Genomic DNA, 20,239 nt, shown 5'->3' on the forward strand with positions numbered 1-20,239 from the left:
GGTTTAACTTTGGTAATCAAGGCTTCAAGATTTTGTATTAGTATAATTAGCACTCTACCACATTTACTGCTAATCCAGCCAATGCTGTTTCTTTATAGCGGGTACTCATATCCCGCCCAGTTTGCATCATTGTATGAATAACTGCATCTAGACTAACTTTACCTGGTTCATTTTCAAGTAGTGATAATTTTGCGATATCTATGGCTTTACTGGCGGCAACCCCATTTCGTTCAATACAAGGAATCTGAACTAATCCATTGATTGGGTCACAAGTCATTCCTAGGCAGTGTTCCATTGCAATTTCTGCAGCCTTTTCTACTTGCAAACAGTTACCCCCCAATACAGCAGTTAGTGCTCCAGCTGCCATTGAGCAGGCGACGCCTATTTCGCCTTGGCATCCAACCTCAGCGGCAGAAATTGAAGCACCATATTTATACAAATTCCCAATTGCTCCAGCAGTTAATATAAATTCAACAATTTTATCATCAGTAACTCCAAGATAGAAGTTTCGGTAATATTCCAATACTCCGGGAATTGTTCCTGCAGAACCATTGGTTGGAGCGGTAACCACTCGACTAAATGATGCATTTTCCTCATTTACTGCTATGGCATAAGTCATAGCAAGGAGTCGGCGATCTTGATCAGAGACTAGGTTAAGATCATTTTTTATTAGTTTAGAATATAGTTGAGGAGCTCTTCTTTTAACATTAAGTCCGCCGGGCAAAATACCATCATGTAAAATTCCTCTTTTTATTGAATAGCGCATTACTTCTGCAATTTCAAGAGCTTCAGCATAAACTTGCTCCTTTGATTTATTAATTATCTCATTTGCTAATACAACATCGGCTACGCTAAGATTGTTTTTTTGGCAATGGGTAAATAATTCTTGCGCATTATGAAATGGGTAGGGCACTTGAGCCACTTCATCGCTATTACCTTCACTCTCTTTGCGATTTTTAATTTGTTCCTTATTAAGGATAAAACCACCACCAATTGAGAAATACTCTTCCTCAAGAATTAAATTCCCGTTTGCATCCAATGCAATAAATTTCATACCATTGGCATGTTCAGGTAAAAATTGATCTTTGTGAATTAGTAAATCATTATCATAATTAAATGTAATCCTATGTTTATCATTAAGATTTAATTGATTATTTCTTTTTATTTCATCGACTCTAGAATAGATGGTATCTGGATCAATAGTTTTAGGATGTTGTCCAGATAAACCATTTAGAACAGCAAGAAAAGTACCGTGTCCTTCTCCAGTTAATGCAAGTGAACCATATAAATGAGCTTTCAAGCTGGCAACTTGATGTAATACTTTGTTTTTTTCAAGGCTTTGGGCAAATTCTAGCCCGGCCTTCATTGGGCCTACCGTGTGAGAACTGGATGGACCTACTCCTATTGCGAACATATCTAATGGACTTAACATAATGATCTCCCCTTGTGCTATGCAGCATAAAAAATGGCACCATTACTGGTGCCTTCCAAATTATGATGAACGAGTTTCAACCTGTTGATAGACTATATTGGGATCTACAACTTTTTCTTCAATTACAATGTCACTAAAACGGGTAACCTTTATTTCAGCAATTTGTGGTGTTTCAACCGTGAGTAACTCTTCTTTGGTAGAAACTAACTCTAAACCTCCAAGTTCAACTGGCTCCAGAGTATAAATTGGCGGATCAACTTTAATTGGCTCAGAATTTATTTCTATTTTAATTGCGTCTTTAGCCTCTTTTAAATCAGCAATTATTGGGCTTGCAATGACGGTAGCAACTACCGCGCCAGATGCACTTGCCGCAAAAATTGTTTGAGGTGAAGAAGTTTTATTGGCAATATTTAATCCCTCTTCCGGAACTAACTTAGCCTTTATCGGCTGACTTGCAGAAGCTTTAGGGCTATATGCAGACTGCGCGACTATCTCTTTTCTTTCGATATTATTTTGCTTTGTATTATTCCGCTGATTATTACGGTTTCGCTCAGTTTTTTCCGGGCGAGCTGTTTTCTCTGTATTTCGTTCTGGTTTGATCGAAATTTCCATCTTATTTTCAGCTTTTACAAACGCATTTGGCTGTGACGGGCGCACAGTTTGTATCTTATCATTACTTTTATTTACTGCAACTGGACGAACCTTTTGACCATCAATTGTTATTTGTTCAGTCCGAGGCTCACGTTGAGTATTTGAGTTTTTTTCGCCCCGTGCTCCATCGCGTTGGCGGTAATTATTATTTCTTTGGGTACTTGCTGATGTGCGATTCCGCGGAGATTTATTTGCTGTAGTTTTAGCGGTTTCTGGTTTAGCTGCAAATAATTCACCAATTTTCTTAACTAGGTGACCAAAAAGAGATTTTGACTTACGTGGTTCAATAACCGGAGCTGGTAATGTTTGCTGAATGCCTTGTACCACTGGTTGTTTACTTGCATTGGCATCTAATCGATTACTAGCAGCCTTGTAACTTGGGGTTTCTTCTGGTACTTCCACCAGATTATAGCTGGACTTATTGAAGTTACTGTCATAGCCATCATGAGAAAGTTTTTTAATCCGGTAGTGAGGCGAATTAAGATGTACATTTGGAATAAGTACGATTTTGACTTTCATTCGAGCTTCTATTTTTGCAACATCATCCCGACGTTCGTTTAAAAGATAAGTTGCTACATCTACAGGTAATTGAACATGTAATGCGGATAGGTGATTACCATTCTTTACAGCTTCTTCCTGAATAATTCGCAAAATATGTAGTGAGCTTGACTCAATCCCACGTATTGTTCCAACTCCAGCACAACGTGGACAAGCAATTGAGCTTGATTCGTCAAGTGAGGATTGTAGGCGTTGTCGTGATAATTCAAGTAAACCGAATTTGGATAGTTTACCCATTTGAATACGTGCCCGGTCTAACCCTAGTTGCAGTTTGAAATGGTTTTCCAGATCTCGCTGATTGCGCGGGTTTTCCATATCAATAAAGTCAACTACAACCAGCCCTCCTAAGTCACGCAAGCGTAATTGTCTGGCAACCTCTTCCGCTGCCTCAAGATTAGTCATTAGTGCCGTAGTTTCAATGTCTGCACCCTTATTCGCTTTTGCCGAATTTACATCAACAGCAGTTAACGCTTCAGTATGGTCAATAACTATTGAGCCGCCAGATGGTAAATGTACAGCCCGTGAATAGACAGACTCAATTTGATGTTCAATTTGGAATCTTGAAAACAATGGTACATCATCACGATAAAATTTAATACGCTCAGCATAATTTGGCATTACATGAGCCATGAATTGGCGTGCCTGGTTATAGACTTCCTCTGTATCAATCAAGACTTCAGTTATATCTGGGCTAAAGTGATCACGGATAGAACGAATTACTAGACTGCTTTCCTGATATATCAGAAATGATCCTTTTTGTTCTGTGGCCGCTGTTTTTATTGCACTCCACAATTTGAGCAGATAGCTTAAGTCCCATTGCAGCTCTTCTACCACTCTTCCTAGTGCAGCAGTTCGAAGAATAACGCTCATTCCTTGTGGGACTTCAAGTTGGCTCATTAAGGATTTTAATTCGTCTCGATCATCGCCCTCAATTCGTCTAGAAATACCACCTGCACGTGAATTATTTGGCATTAATACCAAATAACGTCCAGGTAAAGTAATATAGCTGGTTAGGGCCGCCCCTTTATTACCGCGTTCATCTTTTTCTACCTGAACAATTAGTTCTGTTCCTTCTGGCAGTTTGGTAAAGTCGCGTCCGCGCTGTCCATTTACTTCTGGTAAATAGCGGAAATCAATTTCCTTAAACGGCAAAAACCCTTGCTTTTCCGTACCATAGTCAACGAAACACGCTTCAAGTGAAGGTTCAACACGGGTCACAACGCCTTTATAGATATTTCCACGTCGCTGCTCCTTGCTGCTTGTTTCAATATCAAAATTGATTAATCGCTGTCCATCGACAGTTGCGACCCTAAGCTCTTCAGCATAAGTCGCATTAAATAACATCCTTTTCATGCTTAATTAGATCCTTTTACCAATTAAGCCATTTCACTTGTCTATTTTAAACATACTAGACCAAAGCGCTTGATTACAGGGGGTAGTTTAATAGGTAACAACTATCCTCTGATTCTCAAATCATACTGGAATCTTCCGTATGTTAGCGATGTAGCTGGATTAACAGCTAATCAAATTTACTTTCTAACGGACAATCATGTTTGTCGTAAAAATGTATTTGGTTTTATATTTCATATTTAAATCACTTAATAAATTAGTTATACATAATAGCGGCTGGTTGATAATATTCAACTTCGCTGCCAATCATATTTATCAGTTTGACATATGATTAAAATAATAAACAAGCTTAATGGCTTATCAGTTAACATATTTAATAAAATTTAATTCAGATGATTTAAACTGGTAATTTGTAATCTTGCCAATGTACAATTGCATATCTCCACCGCATTGAAGCTCTAACTCTTATTGATAACAACCAGTTGGGTCTAACTGGAACATGACTACTTTTAGGTTAAAAATAAGTTACAATTACGCCAAGTATAAATCAATCTATAATTATAAACTAAAATGGACTTTCTAATGAATGAAATAAGCACAAATCAGGTAAATTTTTATAATGTTACCGAGAATGAGGATAATCAGCGACTAGATAATTTGTTGATCAAGATATTAAAAGGAGTTCCTAAAAGTCATATTTATAGAATAATTAGAAGTGGCGAAGTGAGATTAAATAAATCTAGAGCTGAAGTAAGTTCAAAGGTAAAAATAGGTGATATCGTAAGGATTCCACCAATTAGAGTTGCCAGTATTGAAGAAAAGATTAATATTCCAAAAACCACTTTCCCTGCTTTATTTGAAGATGACTACTATCTGATAATTGATAAACCCGCAGGAACTGCCTGTCATGGTGGAAGTGGTGTTTCATTTGGTGTAATTGAACAGCTTAGACAAAATCTAAACTATAAGTTCCTTGAATTGGCACATCGGTTAGATAGGGGGACTTCCGGGATTCTGATTTTAGCAAAGAAAAGAACTGCACTAGTAAAGCTACAAGAGCTTATGAAAAATAATTTGATGTTGAAGGAGTATTATGCTTTAAGTGTAGGTGTTATTCCAGATAATAAAAGAAATGTGAAATTACCAATATATAAATATACAACTAAGACGGGGGAGCGAAAAGTCCGGGTTGATCATGAAAATGGTCAATTTGCACATACAATTTTTACAGTTAAGGAAAGGTTTGATGGGTTTACTTTAGTTAGTGCTAGCCTACAAACTGGAAAAACTCATCAAATCAGACTACATTTGCAGTCAATTGGATTTCCTATAGCGGGGGACGAGAAGTATGGCGATTTTTCAGCAAATGATTTATTTTCTAAGCGAGGTTTGAAAAGAATGTTTCTTCATGCCTATCATATTAAATTTACGCACCCTATAGAAGAAAAAATTATCGAAATTAACTCCCCATTGCCAGATACGCTACAGTCCTTTATTAACAAGCTTAAAGAGTAGGGGATGTTAAAAAATCGCAAAAAAATATTTTTGCGCACTTTATTTGTTGTTTTATACTGCGTTAATGATTAATTATTTGAATTAATGAAACGGTTGAAAATAAATGATACAACTAAAAAGCCAGAAAAAATGATTTTTTGTTTGCAAAAACCTAATTTTAAATAAATCAAATCAATATGTTATGTGTAATGGTGCGGTTGACAAATAAAATTACTTGTGTAATAATACGCCCTTACCAGAAAGCTTACACTGTTTGTAAAGCAAAAACGTATAGACTGTTAAAAAAAGGAATTCAATCTTAGTCTATCCCTTAAAAGGAGAAAGTTTATGTTAGTAGTCACGGCGAGTTTATGCATGGCAATTAACTTATATAAAGAGTGCCGTAGTGCCTCTGATACAGAATGTCAACTAATTAATAGAGTTGTTGTTAACCGCATGCACGATACCAATCAGGATGCGTGTAATGTTATTTTTGCAAAAAACCAGTTTAGCTGGACAAATACAACTCCTAAAAAATTGAAATTTAAGAATTATAGCGATATGATTGCTTATTATAAATTAAATGATACAGCACAGCTGATTCGTGCTTTTGATAATGTAAATAAATCTGAAGATAATAGTAGTAAACTTAAGATATCTGATAGTATGACACATTATTATGATAAGTCTATTTCCCAGCCAAAATGGGCACAACGTATGCAAGTTGCATATAAAACCAAGAATTTTATATTTTATAACGCATAGTTTTGTTATGATGTATAAAAAACCTGAGAAAAATCTCAGGTTTTTTATACATCAGCTAGATTTGAGAATTACAGAGTAGTCCAATCAAGGATAACTTTTCCACAATTCCCAGATTTCATTAATTCAAAGCCTTTAGAGTACTCCTGAATCGGCATTACGTGAGTAATTACTGGAGTTACATCAAGTCCTGACTTAACTAGTGAGACCATTTTATACCAGGTTTCAAACATTTCACGTCCATAAACACCTTTCAAGTATAGGCTTTTGAATACAACCTTATTCCAGTCAAGTGCTACTGGCTTGGAAGAGATCCCAAGCATGGCAATTTTACCGCCATTAATCATTAAATCAATCATTGAGTGAATGGCATCTTCAATCCCAGACATTTCAAGACCGACATCAAAACCTTCTTCCATATTAAGATCTCGCATTACACCACGCAGTTTAGCATCAATCTGTTCTGCATTTTTACAATCGCTAACATTAACCGCAGCATCTGCTCCCATTTTTTTAGCTAATTCAAGACGGTAGTCGTTAACATCGGTAATCACTACGTTTTTAGCACCAACTTTTTTACAAATTGCGACCGCCATACAACCAATCGGACCTGCACCGGTAATTAAGACATCTTCACCAATCAGATCAAAAGAAAGCGCTGTATGGGCCGCATTACCAAATGGGTCAAGCATACTTGCGATATCATCAGAAACATAATCTGGCAATTTAAATACATTAAATGCAGGAATAGCAAGATACTCACCAAAACAACCGGGACGATTTACACCTACACCAATAGTATTTGGGCAAAGATGGAAATGTCCAGCACGACAGTTACGACAAGTTCCGCAAACAATATGCCCCTCACCGGATACCCGATCACCGATTTGAAGATTTCTTTGACGAACATTCTTACCAATTTCGACGATCTCACCAACAAACTCATGTCCAACATGCATTGGAGTCGGAATAGTTGCCTGAGCCCAAGCATCCCATTTATAAATATGTAAATCAGTACCACAAATAGCAGTTTTTTTAATCTTAATCAAAACCTCATCTTCACGAATGGTAGGTTTCTCAACCTCTCCCATCCAAATACCCGGCTCTGGACGCTCTTTAATCAGTGCTTTCATTGTTGTTGTCATTCTATATATTCCTATTATTTAATAATATTTAGTTCTTTACCAACGGCAGTAAATGCGGCAATAGCTTTATCAATTTGCTCTGGAGAATGTTTGGCTGACATTTGAGTACGAATCCGCGCTTTACCTTTAGGTACTACCGGGAACGAGAATGGAATTACATAAATACCGTGATCAAGAAGCTTTTGGGCAAACTCCACAGCTAATTTTTCATCATAAAGCATCACTGGAATAATTGCATGTTCGCCCGGAACCAGGTCAAAACCAGCTTTTGCCATCCCATCGCGGAATTGTTTTTTATTTCTTTCTAATTGTTCGCGTAATTCATTGGCAGCAACAACTTTTTCTAATACGGTTATGGTTGCAGCCGTGATAACTGGCGCTAATGAATTAGAGAAAAGATAAGGACGGGCACGGTTACGTAAAAGATCAATCACAGATTTTTTAGCTGAAATATAACCACCAGAAGCACCACCAAGTGCCTTACCAAGAGTACCAGTCATAACATCAATTCGACCTTCAACCCCACAGTATTCTGGTGTGCCACGCCCATTCTTGCCCGTGAATCCAGTTGCATGTGAATCATCAACCAATACTAAAGCGTTATATTTATCAGCCAAATCACAGATTGATTTAAGGTCGGCAATGATACCATCCATTGAGAAAACACCATCGGTAGCAATCATTTTAAATCTAGCACCGGCAGCATCGGCAGCTTTCAATTGTTCTTCCAGATCTTGCATGTTGTTGTTTTTATAACGGAAACGCTTAGCCTTACATAAGCGCACACCATCGATAATTGAAGCATGATTTAATTCATCAGAAATAATCGCATCTTCAGCCCCAAGCATAGTTTCAAAAACGCCACCATTGGCATCAAAGCATGAGCTAAATAAAATTGTATCTTCAAAGCCAAGAAACTTACTAATTGCTGCTTCCAAGTCTTTATGAATCTGATTAGTACCGCAAATAAAGCGAACTGATGCCATTCCATAGCCATATTTATCAAGAGCTTTTTTTGAGCTAGCAATAACATCAGCATCGTCAGCCAAACCAAGATAGTTATTGGCACAGAAATTCAATAATTCTTTACCATCTTTGAGTATCACACGAGGGTTTTGCGGATTTACAATAATACGCTCATGTTTAAAAAGCTTGTTTTCAGTGATTTCTTGGATTTGATTATCAATATGCTCATAATATTTGTGATTCATTCTAGCCCTTTCTGGTAAAAAATAAATAACCCCAAAATTATACTAGTTTTACTGATTTGATACCAAGCTGCGCCGCACCATAAGAGTAATGGCTAAGTCAGATTTTATGATAAGAAGTTTTTTAGTGAAGAAAAATTTTCTTTGGTAGGCTTAGGTAAAAATTTTATTGTCAATTAGAATATAATTATCTAATCCTTAGCATCAAGGATTAGATAATTGGTTAAAAGAGTTAATGGCTAGATTTTTTATCTGTTTTTTCCTGATGTCGTTTGGCAATAACCTCAGCAACATCATCAAGCGACAATCCTTGTGCATGCAATAGGATCAAAGAGTGGTATAAAAGATCTGTCATCTCACCAAGATATTCTTCCCGGCTTTCTGCCAAAGCAGCAATTACCACTTCCACCGCTTCTTCACCAACTTTCTGAGCGACTTTATTCAGTCCACGACTAATTAACTTATGCGTATAGCTATTCTCGCTTGGATTTTTTATTCGTTCCTGAATTACCTTATCTAGCAAGCCTAGGTATGATAATCCCGGAGTTTTCTGGCTATTAAAGCATGAAACACTTCCAGTATGACAAGTTGGACCACAAGGAGTCGCCATTACTAGTATAGTATCATTATCACAATCAATAAATATATCATCAAGTAAAAGATAATTCTCGCTAGTTTCACCTTTTACCCATAGCCGTTCTTTACTGCGGCTATAGAAAGTTACTTTCTTGGTCGTTAAGGTTTCTTGCAGGGATTCTTTATTCATATAGCCAAGCATCAATACCTGTAGCGTAGCATTATCTTGAATAACTGCCGGGATAAGTCCATCTGCCGATTTTGAAAAATCTATACTATCCAGATTTTCAATCATTGTCGTACCTCAATATCATTCTGTGCCAAATAATCTTTAAGTTCAGGAATCGTCATCATTCCTTTATGAAATACTGATGCAGCAAGACCACCAGTTGCACGTGTTTGTGTAAATAGATCAAGAAAATGAGACATTTCTCCAGCACCACCGGATGCAACCACTGGCACGTTTACTGTTTCCGCAAGTAGCTTTGTCTGCACTAAATCATAACCTTTGCGAACTCCATCTTGATTCATGCAATTAAGAACTATTTCACCCGCTCCCCGATGAACTACTTCACGCGCCCACTCAAGAGTACTGCGTCTTGACTTAACCGTCTTTTTTTCATCACCTGTATACTGCAAAACCTGATATTCTCCCTCTGTTTCCCAGCTATCAATTCCGATAACCACACATTGTGAGCCAAATCTTTTTGCTAGTTCTTCAATTAATTGAGGATTTTCCAAAGCTGGAGAATTAATCGAGACTTTATCCGCACCATTCGCAAGTACTTCTTCAGCCATTGCCAAGGAACGAATCCCACCAGCTACACAAAATGGAATATTTATCTGATTGGCAACTTCTTTTACCCACTGCCGATCAGTATTTTTATCATCACTACTAGCAGTAATCGCATAAAACACCAACTCATCAGCACCAGCATCTGAATAGCGTTTGGCTAATTCAAGAATATCACCAACAACTTCATGATTGCGGAACTGAACACCTTTAACTACTTGCCCATCTCTAACGTCAAGACAGGGAATAATACGTTTCTTTAACATAATAGTAATCTAGATAATAAATAATCGCGATTATAGCATAGGTAAAGGTAAAATTTTACTAGGAGGTTAGCTTGGGATGGTTATACTTTTTTCGATTAGTTAATAACTTCTCTGCTTCAGTGGATTATACAAATGTCCTAAGTGGCGCTATTATTAGTGATTTTTTACTTACTCACAAAAGCTGTGGATATGTTTGTGGATAACTTTTTAAACAATACTCTAAAACCATTGGGGTAAGTGGTTTTTGTAGATATTTCAACGCCGAATTGTGCGTGTAATTCATAATTAATACAGTATGTTAAATGAAGTCAATAGAGAAAATAATTTAATTTTTTTCTTGACTTTATTTCGGTGGATAACTTGTTAGGGATTACAAGGATTTTGAGCCAGTTTTATATTTTTGAATAACTGTTTTTCATTATTTTCTAGCTTATATTGCGTACCAATAATTGTTTGTTGATTTGAAATATATTGGTACGCTAGATTAATTTATCAAAATAGTTTTGATGGTATCAGATACTTTTATGTGGTTTTATTTTACCGTAAGAGGAACAAATATTGTTGCCCATTGTTGCCCGTCGGTACGCAAAATTTTTAGTGCAATTGTTTGTCCACCTTGATAGCGAGCAACAATTTTTAATAACTGCTCAACTGAAATAACTGGAGCATTCGCTACCCCAATAATGATATCACCAGGTGAAACCCCGGCAAATTGAGCATCGCCATTTACTGATTGAACCACCACCCCACCAGATAATTTATTTCCTAACTGCTTTAATTGACTACTTGATAACTGACTTACAACAAGCCCTAATTTATCAATTTGCTTTGGCTGTTTTGAATTATTAGCAACTGGAGCACTGCCATTATTCGCATCTGGAGCTGCCATAGTTGTTGCCGTGATATTGATCGTTTTATTATTACGCCATACTACAAGATCAACCTGCTTATCTGGACCAAGATTACTAACCACCTGCGGCAATATCGCCGTATCAGTAACATCCTGACCATTAACTTTAAGAATTACATCGCCAACTTGAATGCCGGCTTTCTCCGCGGCTGACCCAGCATCAACTCCATTTACCAATGCACCAGTTGCCTTACTTAAACCAAATGAAGCCGCCAATTCATCGGTAACTGGCTGTACCGCAATACCCAAGCGTCCATGTACGACTTTACCAGTTGCTTTTAATTGATTAGCAATTCTCATCGCATAGTCAATTGGAATTGAGAAAGAGATTCCCATATAGCCGCCGCTTTTACTATAGATTTGCGAATTGATACCGACTACTTCACCATCTAGATTAATCAATGGTCCACCAGAGTTGCCCGGATTTATCGGTACATCAGACTGGATAAATGGGACGGTACTATCATCCGGTAAATTCCGCGAAAGCGCAGAAACTATACCTTGAGTAATGGTATTTTCAAGTCCAAAAGGCGAACCAATCGCAAGTACCCAGTTCCCTGGTTTTAGCTGATTTGGATCACCAATCTTCACCGCTGGTAATCCACTTGCTGCTATTTTCACAACGGCAACGTCTGTTGATAAGTCATAACCAACTACTTTTGCCTTAAATTCACGCTTATCACTTAATTTAACTGTTACCATATCCGCATTAGCAACCACATGTGCATTAGTTAAGATATATCCATCCGAGGAAATTACAAATCCTGAACCTAAGCCGCGCTGCTTATATTTTTGCTGCTGGGGTGGTAACATACGCTTGAAAAAATAATCAAACATTGGATCCCCAGTACTGCCAAATGAATTTTGTGGTTGAACAACTTGGGTTACATTAATATTAACAACTGATTTGCCAACACTATCATAGATTCCAGAAAAATCTGGCATACTTTGACTAAGCGAGCTGGTTGCCGCAAATGAATACTCTGGAGTAAATGAGACTACCCCAGCAAGAATAGCAAGAACAAGAAATTTTTTCATAGTTAACTCCGTCACAATTAATATTAAGCATTAAGGCTTTATCAACCTACTTTAACTAAAAAATAATACTTGAAAATAGATAGGGATTTAAAATAAAAATTCAACCACCAGTAAAAATTCTTTTAGAACCGAAACTTATTCGTATTTGGATAGCGCCAATCCTTGGCAAAGGCACTTCGTGACACTTTTGGACCTACTGCCGCTTGCCGTCGTTTGTATTCATTAATTTTTAACAAATGGGCTACTTTATGCACATCATCAGTATTAGCGTAAGCTTTAGCAATTATTTCCTCAGTTGATAATCTGTTTTCAACTAGATCAACCAATATCTTGTCCAAAATATCATATTCAGGTAAGGAATCCTGATCGCATTGATTATCACGAAGCTCTGCACTAGGCGCACGAGTAATAATTCGTTCAGGAATAACATAACCCTGCGTATTACGCCAGCGTGATAATTGATATACCTGAGTCTTTGTAATATCCTTGAGTAAAGCAAAACCACCAGCCATATCACCATACAAAGTCGCATAACCTGTTGTCATTTCAGATTTATTACCAGTCGTTACAACCAGATAACCAAATTTATTGGAAATTGCCATTAGAAGATTCCCACGAATCCTAGCCTGAAGGTTTTCTTCTGTTGTATCAGTAGCTAGACCTTCAAATATTGTTTCAAGGGAATTACAAAAACCATCAAATAAGGGCTTGATAGCTATTTCTTCATATCTTACCTTTAGAATATCTACCATTTCCCGCGAATCATCAACACTTATTCCCGCAGTATATTGAGATGGCATCATCACCGCCATTACCCGATCAGCTCCCAATGTATCAACCGCAATTGCCAAAGTTAATGCGGAGTCAATTCCACCAGATAACCCTAACACCACTCCTTTAAAACCATTTTTATTAATATAATCACCCAAAGCAAGCTTTAGACCATTATAAATTGCTGCCTCATTTTCTGGATACTGATTTATTTCAGCACTCTGAATATCACCATCAATAAAATTTAGGAAAGCTAAATTTTCAGCAAATGCGGTTTCTTGATAAACTACATTACCATTTTTATTCATGGCAAATGAAGCACCATCAAATATCAACTCATCCTGTCCGCCAACTTGATTAACATACACTAACGGAATTTGGTTTTCTTCAACTCGATATTTGGCAATCTGCAAACGTTCTTGATGTTTGCCAGTTTCAAAAGGAGATGCATTTGCAATTAGAACCAGTTCTGCTCCATTTTCTTTGGCTTCGGCGATGGGAACGCTATCCCACATATCTTCGCAAATCACTACCCCACACTTGACTTGATTAACTTCAAATACCAGCGGACTAACTCCAGGAGTAAAATAGCGACACTCATCAAAAACACCATAATTAGGCAATAACATTTTGTCATAACGTCCAATTATATTACCATCACGTATAACAAATAGGCTATTGAAGTTATCAGCACCAATCCGATATGGGCAACCAATAAGCATGGTTATCCCATCAATTTGAAGAATCCGCTCCAGCTGTTTATGGCAGCGCCGATAAAAACCCTCTCGTAAGAGCAGGTCTTCTGGTGGATAGCCACTAATGGCCAATTCAGGCGCAATAAAAACATCTGCTTTTTGCTCTATTGCCAGATTTATTTGATTAATTAGCTTATCTGTATTCCGAATCAAATCACCAACAATTGCGTTCATCTGATAAGAAGCTATTTTCAAAGTATCCATTTTATGCATATTCATCTTTCCATTATCTAACGTACCATACCTGGCAATGCCCATAAACCAGCTGCACGTAAAGTATCCCTAACAATTAGAGCTTTTTCTGTCTCATTTGGAGCCATGCCAGTTAAGTCTTCCTTATCTTCAGATACAATATTATCAATCACTTTAATATTTAGATTATTAATTGTCGATACCTCCTGAAATACTGCGGTGGCTCTCCGGATATGATTTGCTGAAGAGACTAAAATTATTCTATTTAGCTGTTTTTGTTGTAATATTTGCATGGTGTTAATTGCATTAGTTAGGGTATCAATTGATTTATCCTCGAGGATTATTCTATTCTGACTAATGCCATTTATTTTTAACCATTTTTGCATAGTATATGCCTCGGTAACCCCACCTTGTGCTACGCCGCCACTAATGATTATTGGAGCAGTAGGGTATGTTTTTGCAGCAGATAATCCAGCCTTTAGCCGCTCAATTAGTTTCTTATCCATGCTCCCATCTGGGTTAAGTGCATATCCCAAGATAACAATTGCTACTCCTGATTCATTTTGCGGGATTACTGGTAGTTTACGGTTAATTTTGAGACTGAAGCTACTTTCTGCAATTTTGATTGCTGATTGCATTTTATTGACATCAGGGTTATTTAATTGTGCTAATTTTTGAGCATAATAAGTGTATTCTGCACTCTCTCCCCAAGCAAGCGCATAGCCAGTTTCAAAAGTAAGTACTGCTAAGTCGGCTGGGGCTTTCTCTTCTATGCTTCGATAGGTGTTTTCCGCAGCATCAAGTTGTCCGGATAAAACCTGCAATGAGGCGATTGAGTAAAGGAAGTCAAGTCGCTCAGGGGCAATTTCATATGCCTTGTTAAAATAGCGAATTGCTTGATCAAGATTTCCTTTGACGGTTATTCCATTGTAAACCTGACTTTCAAATATTTTAAAATTTCCGCCTGCATTATAATCTGCAATTGCTTGTTGTTGCAGTGAAATAATTTGCTGGAGTTTATTGTAGTTTGCCGCCTCCGCTTTTACTATTATCAGGCAGAAAAATAGGAAGCAGATAATAAACCTTGATATTACTTTATCAATAAACATAAATATCCCTTGTTAAGACTAAGATTTAATTTTTTGATCAAGTAATTTACCAATAAATTGCCATTCTTTATCAGTTACTGGTGTAATTGACAGTCGATTACCTTTTTGCAATACTCGCATTTCCTCTAATTCTGGATAAGTTCGTAGTTCTTGTATCGAAATATATCTAGTTTTTTTGATAAATTTAACATCCACACACCACCATACAGCTTTATCTGTGGTAGATTTCGGTTCATAATAGTCACTATTTGGATCAAATTGCAGGCTATCTGGATGAGCATCAGAACAAATTTCGACTATTCCATAAATACCTGGTTCTTTACACGATGAATGCCAGAAAATTGCCAAATCTCCAATTTTCATCTGGTCGCGCATAAAGTTACGTGCTTGATAATTCCTGATTCCAAACCATTCTACTTTTTGCTCAGGCATATTTTGTAGATCATCAATACTAACTTCACCCGGCTCTGATTTCATTAACCAATACTGCATACTTATTCCCGAAAAATTTTGCTAACCTTGTTAATCAGAATTTTAACATTATCAATCATCTGCCTTACAATAAAATTAGCTTGTAATAAATATGATTTATATAGTAACGGTTTTATTTATTGAAAAATACCAATGATATATTGAAGTTTTGTGTTCTGTGCTTGCTAATTACTGGCGCAATACGCTAGCAGAGCATAGATTTCTAGCAATCTAGTTGACTTTGGAATAGTATTAATTACACCAACCGGTTAAAATGTTACATATAGCAGCTATTTGTAGGATTACAGCCTTGCTTCACCCAATCAATAAACAACATCAAAATTAACTGCTACATAGCTCCATAAGCTTTTATTTGTATCAATTTATTCGGTATGCCAGTGCCACTAACCTCTTGCCTAAATGTAGTGTCAGCTTTATCATATTCGATCGGAGTCAGTTTCATTGACTTTAACTCTAGACTTTTGGAAACCGTAGCTTGCTTCTGATATATACCATTTATTAACCAATTTTTACCAAGCCACAGGTTTGAAAAAGTTGAGGCACAATATTGAAAGTCAGCAATCAGTGGATTGTTGCTGGTAAATACTTTGTATAAGCCATCAAATCGGTTATCAATTTGACTATTTAAACTGATATATTTGTAATCGCAACCAATCAATATGCCATCTTGGTAAATATTAATCACTCCAAGTCCTTGTACATTACTCGCGGGATAAATTAAATATGGCCAGAAAACAGCATTAATTGGGTTTTTAGACTCTAGTACCAGATATTTGGCAGTATCACTATAAGCAGACTCTGGGTTTGCGATCTGGTTTGGAAGTAATGCGTAGTGAGTAAGCCTAGCTGGGAAATTACCAAAGCTGAAACCATAACTTTCCACATAGCTATCAAGGATAGGTGTCATAATTCTGCTGACATCAGGACGACAACGATCATTATTACAAATCTGTTTGCCACTTGTATCGGTCAATTTTTGCAATGAATCACGAATAAATCCAGCCACAAGAGTTGTTGTATGTGGAAATTGATTATACTTGCCTGAGCTTTCCTCCATATTGGCAATGACATCTTTCAGCATATAAAAATTAAGCTGATAGGCATAATAATTGAGCATTTTGGCTATTTGAGTCTTCATTCCAGGATCTTTGAGATAATATCCAGTTAGTAGATGTCCCAGATTACTGTTATTTGCCTGAGTTACCTGACCGGAATAGTTGCACTTCAGAGCGGGTTCAAAATCAAGGTTACGTATAAAACTTAATACGTCAGTGTAATTATTAAACACCTGTTCGGCAGCTAAGGAGTTAATTACCTTATCGCTGCAACTTGTTATATAAGAATCTACTGGCTGAATAACCTCCATCAAATCCTGAGCCTCCCACTCTTCATCCTTAACTGGCCAATCTCCAAGATTATAGCTGGCAGGACTAGCGATACCATAAATGGCAATACGTTTTGAATTCATATGTTCAACTTCGGTTAAGTATTGATAAAGATAATTAGCGTATAAATTACCTTGGCTATGTGGGATTAAAAGTACTGAATCCAGGCTTTTACTATAGTCATAATTGTTATTGGCATCTTTATTAATTAGTCGGATAAGGCTTTGTGCCACAGGTAGTGGTGGCGATACAATATTATGAAAACTCTGTCTAATCTGTTCACTGTTGCTGCCACCTATTTTATCAAGATAAGCTGCATATGAAGGCTGCAAAGTATTTTGTAGTTTAATATACTGTTTACTGTCTTTTGTATAATTTAATCCCACCAGTGCCATATACATTTTGGTATAGATCTCAAGGCTTATATTTTTTAATTCACCCTGATGCTGCTTTTGATAAAAAACATCCAGAACATTATTAAACAGGTTTAATGCCCATTTAATTGTGCCGGACTCAATGTCGGTACTTCTGGTTGGGTTATATACCACGTCCCATACAATGGCATTATTAACGTCTTTTACTTTGCTAGTATTTTTTAATGCTTTAATGTTATTTTTTGTATTATCTAGCGTAGTATCAACCCCATTAATATGTAATATATATAATTGGGGAACTTTATCAGCATAACCACCTGACATACAAAAACTAAAAACCAAACAAAGAATCACTTTATATAATGTTTTCATTTTAATACTCCTCATTTTGGCAACGTTCATCTTCAACACTCCCACCTAAACCAGTTCCTAATGGCTTCCAAGCAAAAGTAGTCTGTTCTAGATTTGAAATATATTTTTTTCTAATGAATTGATTTCTCATAAGATCCGAAATGGTGCTCCCAATCTTTAAAGAGTCTTGTATATCACCACTATTGTCGTAATAAGACATACATGTACTTGCCAAAGACCATTGCTTTAAGTGATTTAATCGTTGACTATCTGTAGTAGAATAAAATAATAAGTTTTCATAATATGCGGTTTTTATTGCAGCTTTAAGCATTTTTGGATTACTTTCTGGTACTATCTCAAGAATCGCTGCCAATATATCATTCCTTACCCCGTATGGATTATCAATTGGACCGATAAGCTCTGATATTGATTCAGATACGCGCAGTTTATCAATTACCGCTGTCTGGCTATTTGTCGGCACATTTTTTAGCTGTGGATAACGCTTCAACCACTCTATCGAAGATAGTAGTTCTGGTTCCTTGGCAATTCCTTCTGATTCAGAATTTTCTATTGTTGCAAGCTTAGCTTTAGGTACTTTTTTATTAATACTAATAGTCATTAATGCCAATGTGCTAATAATTAGAATTAAGATGATAATTTTTTTCATAACTTCCACTGGTAAAGATTAGATTGGGTTTTATCTTAAAATAGTATCAAATAAATATAATTTAAACTAGAGTAATTCTAAAATATAAATTAATATCGATTTAGCTCTTGCTTTTTAATTTTAAATATGATCTTACTCTTTTAAATGTAAGCATGCTACGATGTGCAACCTCCTGTAGAATTAACAAATCCTAATGATCAATTTTATTTGCTATGACTATATATGTCATCCAATTTCTTAAAATGTAATATACTATTTTTGTAGTGGATTAACAACAAAATATGATTTAATTTATCTGATATAGTGTACTTATTTTATAGCTATTCCGAAGTTAAAAACCATTTTAAGTTACAATTATTAGCTTAACCATATTTATTAGGAAAATTAGATGGCTTATATTGAATCTTCAGGAAAGCAGCCAAGTCTGTTTTCGGCAATTGCCATTGGCGTTGGTTGTATTGTCGGAAGTGGCTGGCTTTTTGCCAGTTATAAGGCAGCAAAGTTTGCTGGTCCAGTTGCCATCGGTTCGTGGATCATTGGTGCATTTCTTGCTCTTTTAATAGCACTATTACTTGCGGAAATTGCTACTTTTTATTCAAAAGAAACTGGGTTATTTGCACGCTTGCTTACTTTAACCCATAATAGTGATTACGGTTTTATAATTTCATCTTCAAACTGGTTTGCCACCATCATTACTATTCCGGCAGAAGCTGAAGCTTCTATTCAGTATCTGGCTCAAGCTTTTCCCTCGATGAGTGAGAATGTATTTAATAATAATCATTTTACGATGTTTGGTATTGCTTTAGTTTGCCTCCTAATGCTTATTTATGGCTTACTTAATTATTGGGGAATTAAGCTTCTAACGAAGGCTAATAATACCATTACGGTAATTAAGCTGACTGTTCCTGCCTTAACTGCGATCATTTTTATGGCAGCTGCATTTCACCCCGGTAACTTTAGCTCCTATAAAGGTACTATTGCACCATATGGTTATGACAAAATGTTTACGGCTGTTGTAACGTGTGGGATATTTTATTCGTTTTATGGCTTTAGCATGATCACTGTTTTTTCTAAGGAATTAAAAAACCCCCAGCGCAATATACCTCTTGCATTGGCTGGCTCAGTTATAATTTGCCTAGTTATTTATCTAATGCTACAGATATCTTTTATAGGAGCAGTAGTACCAGCAAGTATTATCAGTGGCTGGCATGTGCTTGACTTTAATTCTCCATTAGCCCAATTAGCAATTATACTAGGCATTAATTGGATTGCAATTATATTGTATGTTGATGCTGCAATTAGTCCATCAGGAACTGGTATTGTTTTTGTCGGGTCTAGTGCTCGGATTTTTACTGGAATGGCGGAAGACAGACAAATGCCTTCAGTATTTGCCAAAGAGCATCCTATTCATGGCATTTCACGCCTTTCTATTGCAGCAACTTTAATTTTCTGTATGATACTAGTGGTTTTCTTTGATAATTGGGACAAAATTATGATTGTTGTCTCTGTCTTTCAGTTAATTTCATGCTTGGCTGTTCCGATTGCTTTTTGTAAGCTTAGAAAGATGTATCCTGAAGAAGTCAGACCTTTTCGTATGCCTGGTGGAGTTGTGTGTAGCTATATCGCATATATTGCAGTAAGTTATTTGCTGGTACAGTGTGGACTTTTGCCTCTAGTATTGTCACTAGTTCTTCATGTTGTATTTTTTGTAATTTATTGTTCGGTTTATTATCGGGGATTTTCAAAATCTGTGATGGCGGCACTTTCATCATGGTCGATGTTTGCTTATATGGCGTTGTTGACAGTATTTGGCTACATGCAGGATCAGGGTATTTTAGAGCAGCAACCAGGTAATCTAGTTGGTTTTGTTATTCTAGTCAGTATTTTGTATTATTTTCTGATAAATCAGAAAAGCTATCAAAATTAAGTAAGGCGGGTTAATACCGCCTTACTTAATTTG

The 20,239-nt window shown here is 36.5% G+C and carries 15 protein-coding genes; 3 read left to right on the top strand and 12 right to left on the bottom strand.

Annotation, left to right across the window (positions count from 1 at the left end):
- Positions 1–46 precede the first annotated feature (46 nt).
- Both CUN60_RS01290 and CUN60_RS01295 read right to left on the bottom strand, forming a co-directional pair.
- The gene (locus CUN60_RS01290) at positions 47–1,432 is read right to left on the bottom strand and encodes an L-serine ammonia-lyase (protein WP_222593280.1); all 1,386 of its coding nucleotides are present in this window, start codon (positions 1,430–1,432) and stop codon (positions 47–49) included.
- 60 nt (positions 1,433–1,492) lie between these two features.
- Positions 1,493–3,994 (bottom strand): Rne/Rng family ribonuclease, encoded by a 2,502-nt coding sequence (locus tag CUN60_RS01295; RefSeq protein WP_102950294.1) that lies wholly within the window; start codon positions 3,992–3,994, stop codon positions 1,493–1,495.
- 579 nt (positions 3,995–4,573) lie between these two features.
- Between CUN60_RS01295 and CUN60_RS01300 the strand changes: the two genes are divergently transcribed.
- Positions 4,574–5,506: an RluA family pseudouridine synthase gene (locus tag CUN60_RS01300; RefSeq protein ID WP_102950295.1), complete on the top strand. Its 933-nt coding sequence runs from the start codon at positions 4,574–4,576 to the stop codon at positions 5,504–5,506.
- A 327-nt stretch (positions 5,507–5,833) separates the two neighbouring features.
- Positions 5,834–6,250 (top strand): cell wall hydrolase, encoded by a 417-nt coding sequence (locus tag CUN60_RS01305; RefSeq protein ID WP_102950296.1) that lies wholly within the window; start codon positions 5,834–5,836, stop codon positions 6,248–6,250.
- A gap of 68 nt (positions 6,251–6,318) precedes the next feature.
- On the opposite strand, the gene tdh is transcribed toward CUN60_RS01305, so the two are convergent.
- The 10 genes from tdh to CUN60_RS01355 form a co-directional block, all read right to left on the bottom strand.
- Complete coding sequence (gene tdh / locus CUN60_RS01310; RefSeq protein ID WP_245866360.1) at positions 6,319–7,392, bottom strand: L-threonine 3-dehydrogenase; 1,074 nt, start codon at positions 7,390–7,392, stop codon at positions 6,319–6,321.
- Between the two features lie 14 nt (positions 7,393–7,406).
- Positions 7,407–8,603 (bottom strand): glycine C-acetyltransferase, encoded by a 1,197-nt coding sequence (locus CUN60_RS01315; protein WP_102950297.1) that lies wholly within the window; start codon positions 8,601–8,603, stop codon positions 7,407–7,409.
- Positions 8,604–8,832: 229 nt separating this feature from the next.
- Entirely contained in the window at positions 8,833–9,471 is a 639-nt protein-coding gene (hisIE, locus tag CUN60_RS01320) for a bifunctional phosphoribosyl-AMP cyclohydrolase/phosphoribosyl-ATP diphosphatase HisIE (protein WP_102950298.1), read from the bottom strand.
- The gene (gene hisF, locus CUN60_RS01325) at positions 9,468–10,235 is read right to left on the bottom strand and encodes an imidazole glycerol phosphate synthase subunit HisF (protein WP_102950299.1); all 768 of its coding nucleotides are present in this window, start codon (positions 10,233–10,235) and stop codon (positions 9,468–9,470) included. The genes hisIE and hisF overlap by 4 nt, the downstream gene beginning before the upstream one ends.
- 532 nt (positions 10,236–10,767) lie before the next feature.
- Positions 10,768–12,183, bottom strand: a complete 1,416-nt coding sequence (locus CUN60_RS01330) for a Do family serine endopeptidase (RefSeq protein ID WP_102950300.1) — start codon at positions 12,181–12,183, stop codon at positions 10,768–10,770.
- A 122-nt stretch (positions 12,184–12,305) separates the two neighbouring features.
- Positions 12,306–13,922, bottom strand: a complete 1,617-nt coding sequence (locus CUN60_RS01335) for an NAD+ synthase (protein ID WP_245866361.1) — start codon at positions 13,920–13,922, stop codon at positions 12,306–12,308.
- 17 nt (positions 13,923–13,939) lie between these two features.
- Positions 13,940–15,010, bottom strand: a complete 1,071-nt coding sequence (locus CUN60_RS01340; protein ID WP_102950301.1) for an ElyC/SanA/YdcF family protein — start codon at positions 15,008–15,010, stop codon at positions 13,940–13,942.
- A gap of 18 nt (positions 15,011–15,028) precedes the next feature.
- Entirely contained in the window at positions 15,029–15,502 is a 474-nt protein-coding gene (locus CUN60_RS01345; protein ID WP_102950302.1) for an EVE domain-containing protein, read from the bottom strand.
- Positions 15,503–15,830: 328 nt separating this feature from the next.
- Positions 15,831–17,633 carry a hypothetical protein gene (locus CUN60_RS01350; RefSeq protein ID WP_102950303.1) on the bottom strand — a complete coding sequence of 601 codons (1,803 nt, stop codon included), beginning with the start codon at positions 17,631–17,633 and terminating at the stop codon, positions 15,831–15,833.
- Position 17,634: 1 nt separating this feature from the next.
- Positions 17,635–18,279 carry a hypothetical protein gene (locus CUN60_RS01355; RefSeq protein ID WP_102950304.1) on the bottom strand — a complete coding sequence of 215 codons (645 nt, stop codon included), beginning with the start codon at positions 18,277–18,279 and terminating at the stop codon, positions 17,635–17,637.
- 388 nt (positions 18,280–18,667) lie between these two features.
- Here CUN60_RS01355 and CUN60_RS01360 point away from each other — a divergent pair, with 388 nt between their 5' ends.
- Positions 18,668–20,206 carry an APC family permease gene (locus CUN60_RS01360; RefSeq protein ID WP_102950305.1) on the top strand — a complete coding sequence of 513 codons (1,539 nt, stop codon included), beginning with the start codon at positions 18,668–18,670 and terminating at the stop codon, positions 20,204–20,206.
- Positions 20,207–20,239 lie beyond the last annotated feature (33 nt).

This window comes from Aquella oligotrophica (assembly GCF_002892535.1).
Lineage (GTDB): Bacteria > Pseudomonadota > Gammaproteobacteria > Burkholderiales > UBA11063 > Aquella > Aquella oligotrophica.

What these genes read in the sequence shown, in the direction of transcription:
- hisIE (WP_102950298.1), bottom strand. Translation starts at nt 9,471, where the DNA reads ATGATTGAAAATCTGGATAGTATAGATTTTTCAAAATCGGCAGATGGA.
- CUN60_RS01355 (WP_102950304.1), bottom strand. Translation starts at nt 18,279, where the DNA reads ATGAAAAAAATTATCATCTTAATTCTAATTATTAGCACATTGGCATTA.
- CUN60_RS01330 (WP_102950300.1), bottom strand. Translation starts at nt 12,183, where the DNA reads ATGAAAAAATTTCTTGTTCTTGCTATTCTTGCTGGGGTAGTCTCATTT.
- CUN60_RS01335 (WP_245866361.1), bottom strand. Translation starts at nt 13,922, where the DNA reads ATGCATAAAATGGATACTTTGAAAATAGCTTCTTATCAGATGAACGCA.
- CUN60_RS01290 (WP_222593280.1), bottom strand. Translation starts at nt 1,432, where the DNA reads ATGTTAAGTCCATTAGATATGTTCGCAATAGGAGTAGGTCCATCCAGT.
- tdh (WP_245866360.1), bottom strand. Translation starts at nt 7,392, where the DNA reads ATGACAACAACAATGAAAGCACTGATTAAAGAGCGTCCAGAGCCGGGT.
- CUN60_RS01345 (WP_102950302.1), bottom strand. Translation starts at nt 15,502, where the DNA reads ATGCAGTATTGGTTAATGAAATCAGAGCCGGGTGAAGTTAGTATTGAT.
- CUN60_RS01305 (WP_102950296.1), top strand. Translation starts at nt 5,834, where the DNA reads ATGTTAGTAGTCACGGCGAGTTTATGCATGGCAATTAACTTATATAAA.
- CUN60_RS01295 (WP_102950294.1), bottom strand. Translation starts at nt 3,994, where the DNA reads ATGAAAAGGATGTTATTTAATGCGACTTATGCTGAAGAGCTTAGGGTC.
- hisF (WP_102950299.1), bottom strand. Translation starts at nt 10,235, where the DNA reads ATGTTAAAGAAACGTATTATTCCCTGTCTTGACGTTAGAGATGGGCAA.
- CUN60_RS01315 (WP_102950297.1), bottom strand. Translation starts at nt 8,603, where the DNA reads ATGAATCACAAATATTATGAGCATATTGATAATCAAATCCAAGAAATC.
- CUN60_RS01340 (WP_102950301.1), bottom strand. Translation starts at nt 15,010, where the DNA reads ATGTTTATTGATAAAGTAATATCAAGGTTTATTATCTGCTTCCTATTT.
- CUN60_RS01300 (WP_102950295.1), top strand. Translation starts at nt 4,574, where the DNA reads ATGAATGAAATAAGCACAAATCAGGTAAATTTTTATAATGTTACCGAG.
- CUN60_RS01350 (WP_102950303.1), bottom strand. Translation starts at nt 17,633, where the DNA reads ATGAAAACATTATATAAAGTGATTCTTTGTTTGGTTTTTAGTTTTTGT.
- CUN60_RS01360 (WP_102950305.1), top strand. Translation starts at nt 18,668, where the DNA reads ATGGCTTATATTGAATCTTCAGGAAAGCAGCCAAGTCTGTTTTCGGCA.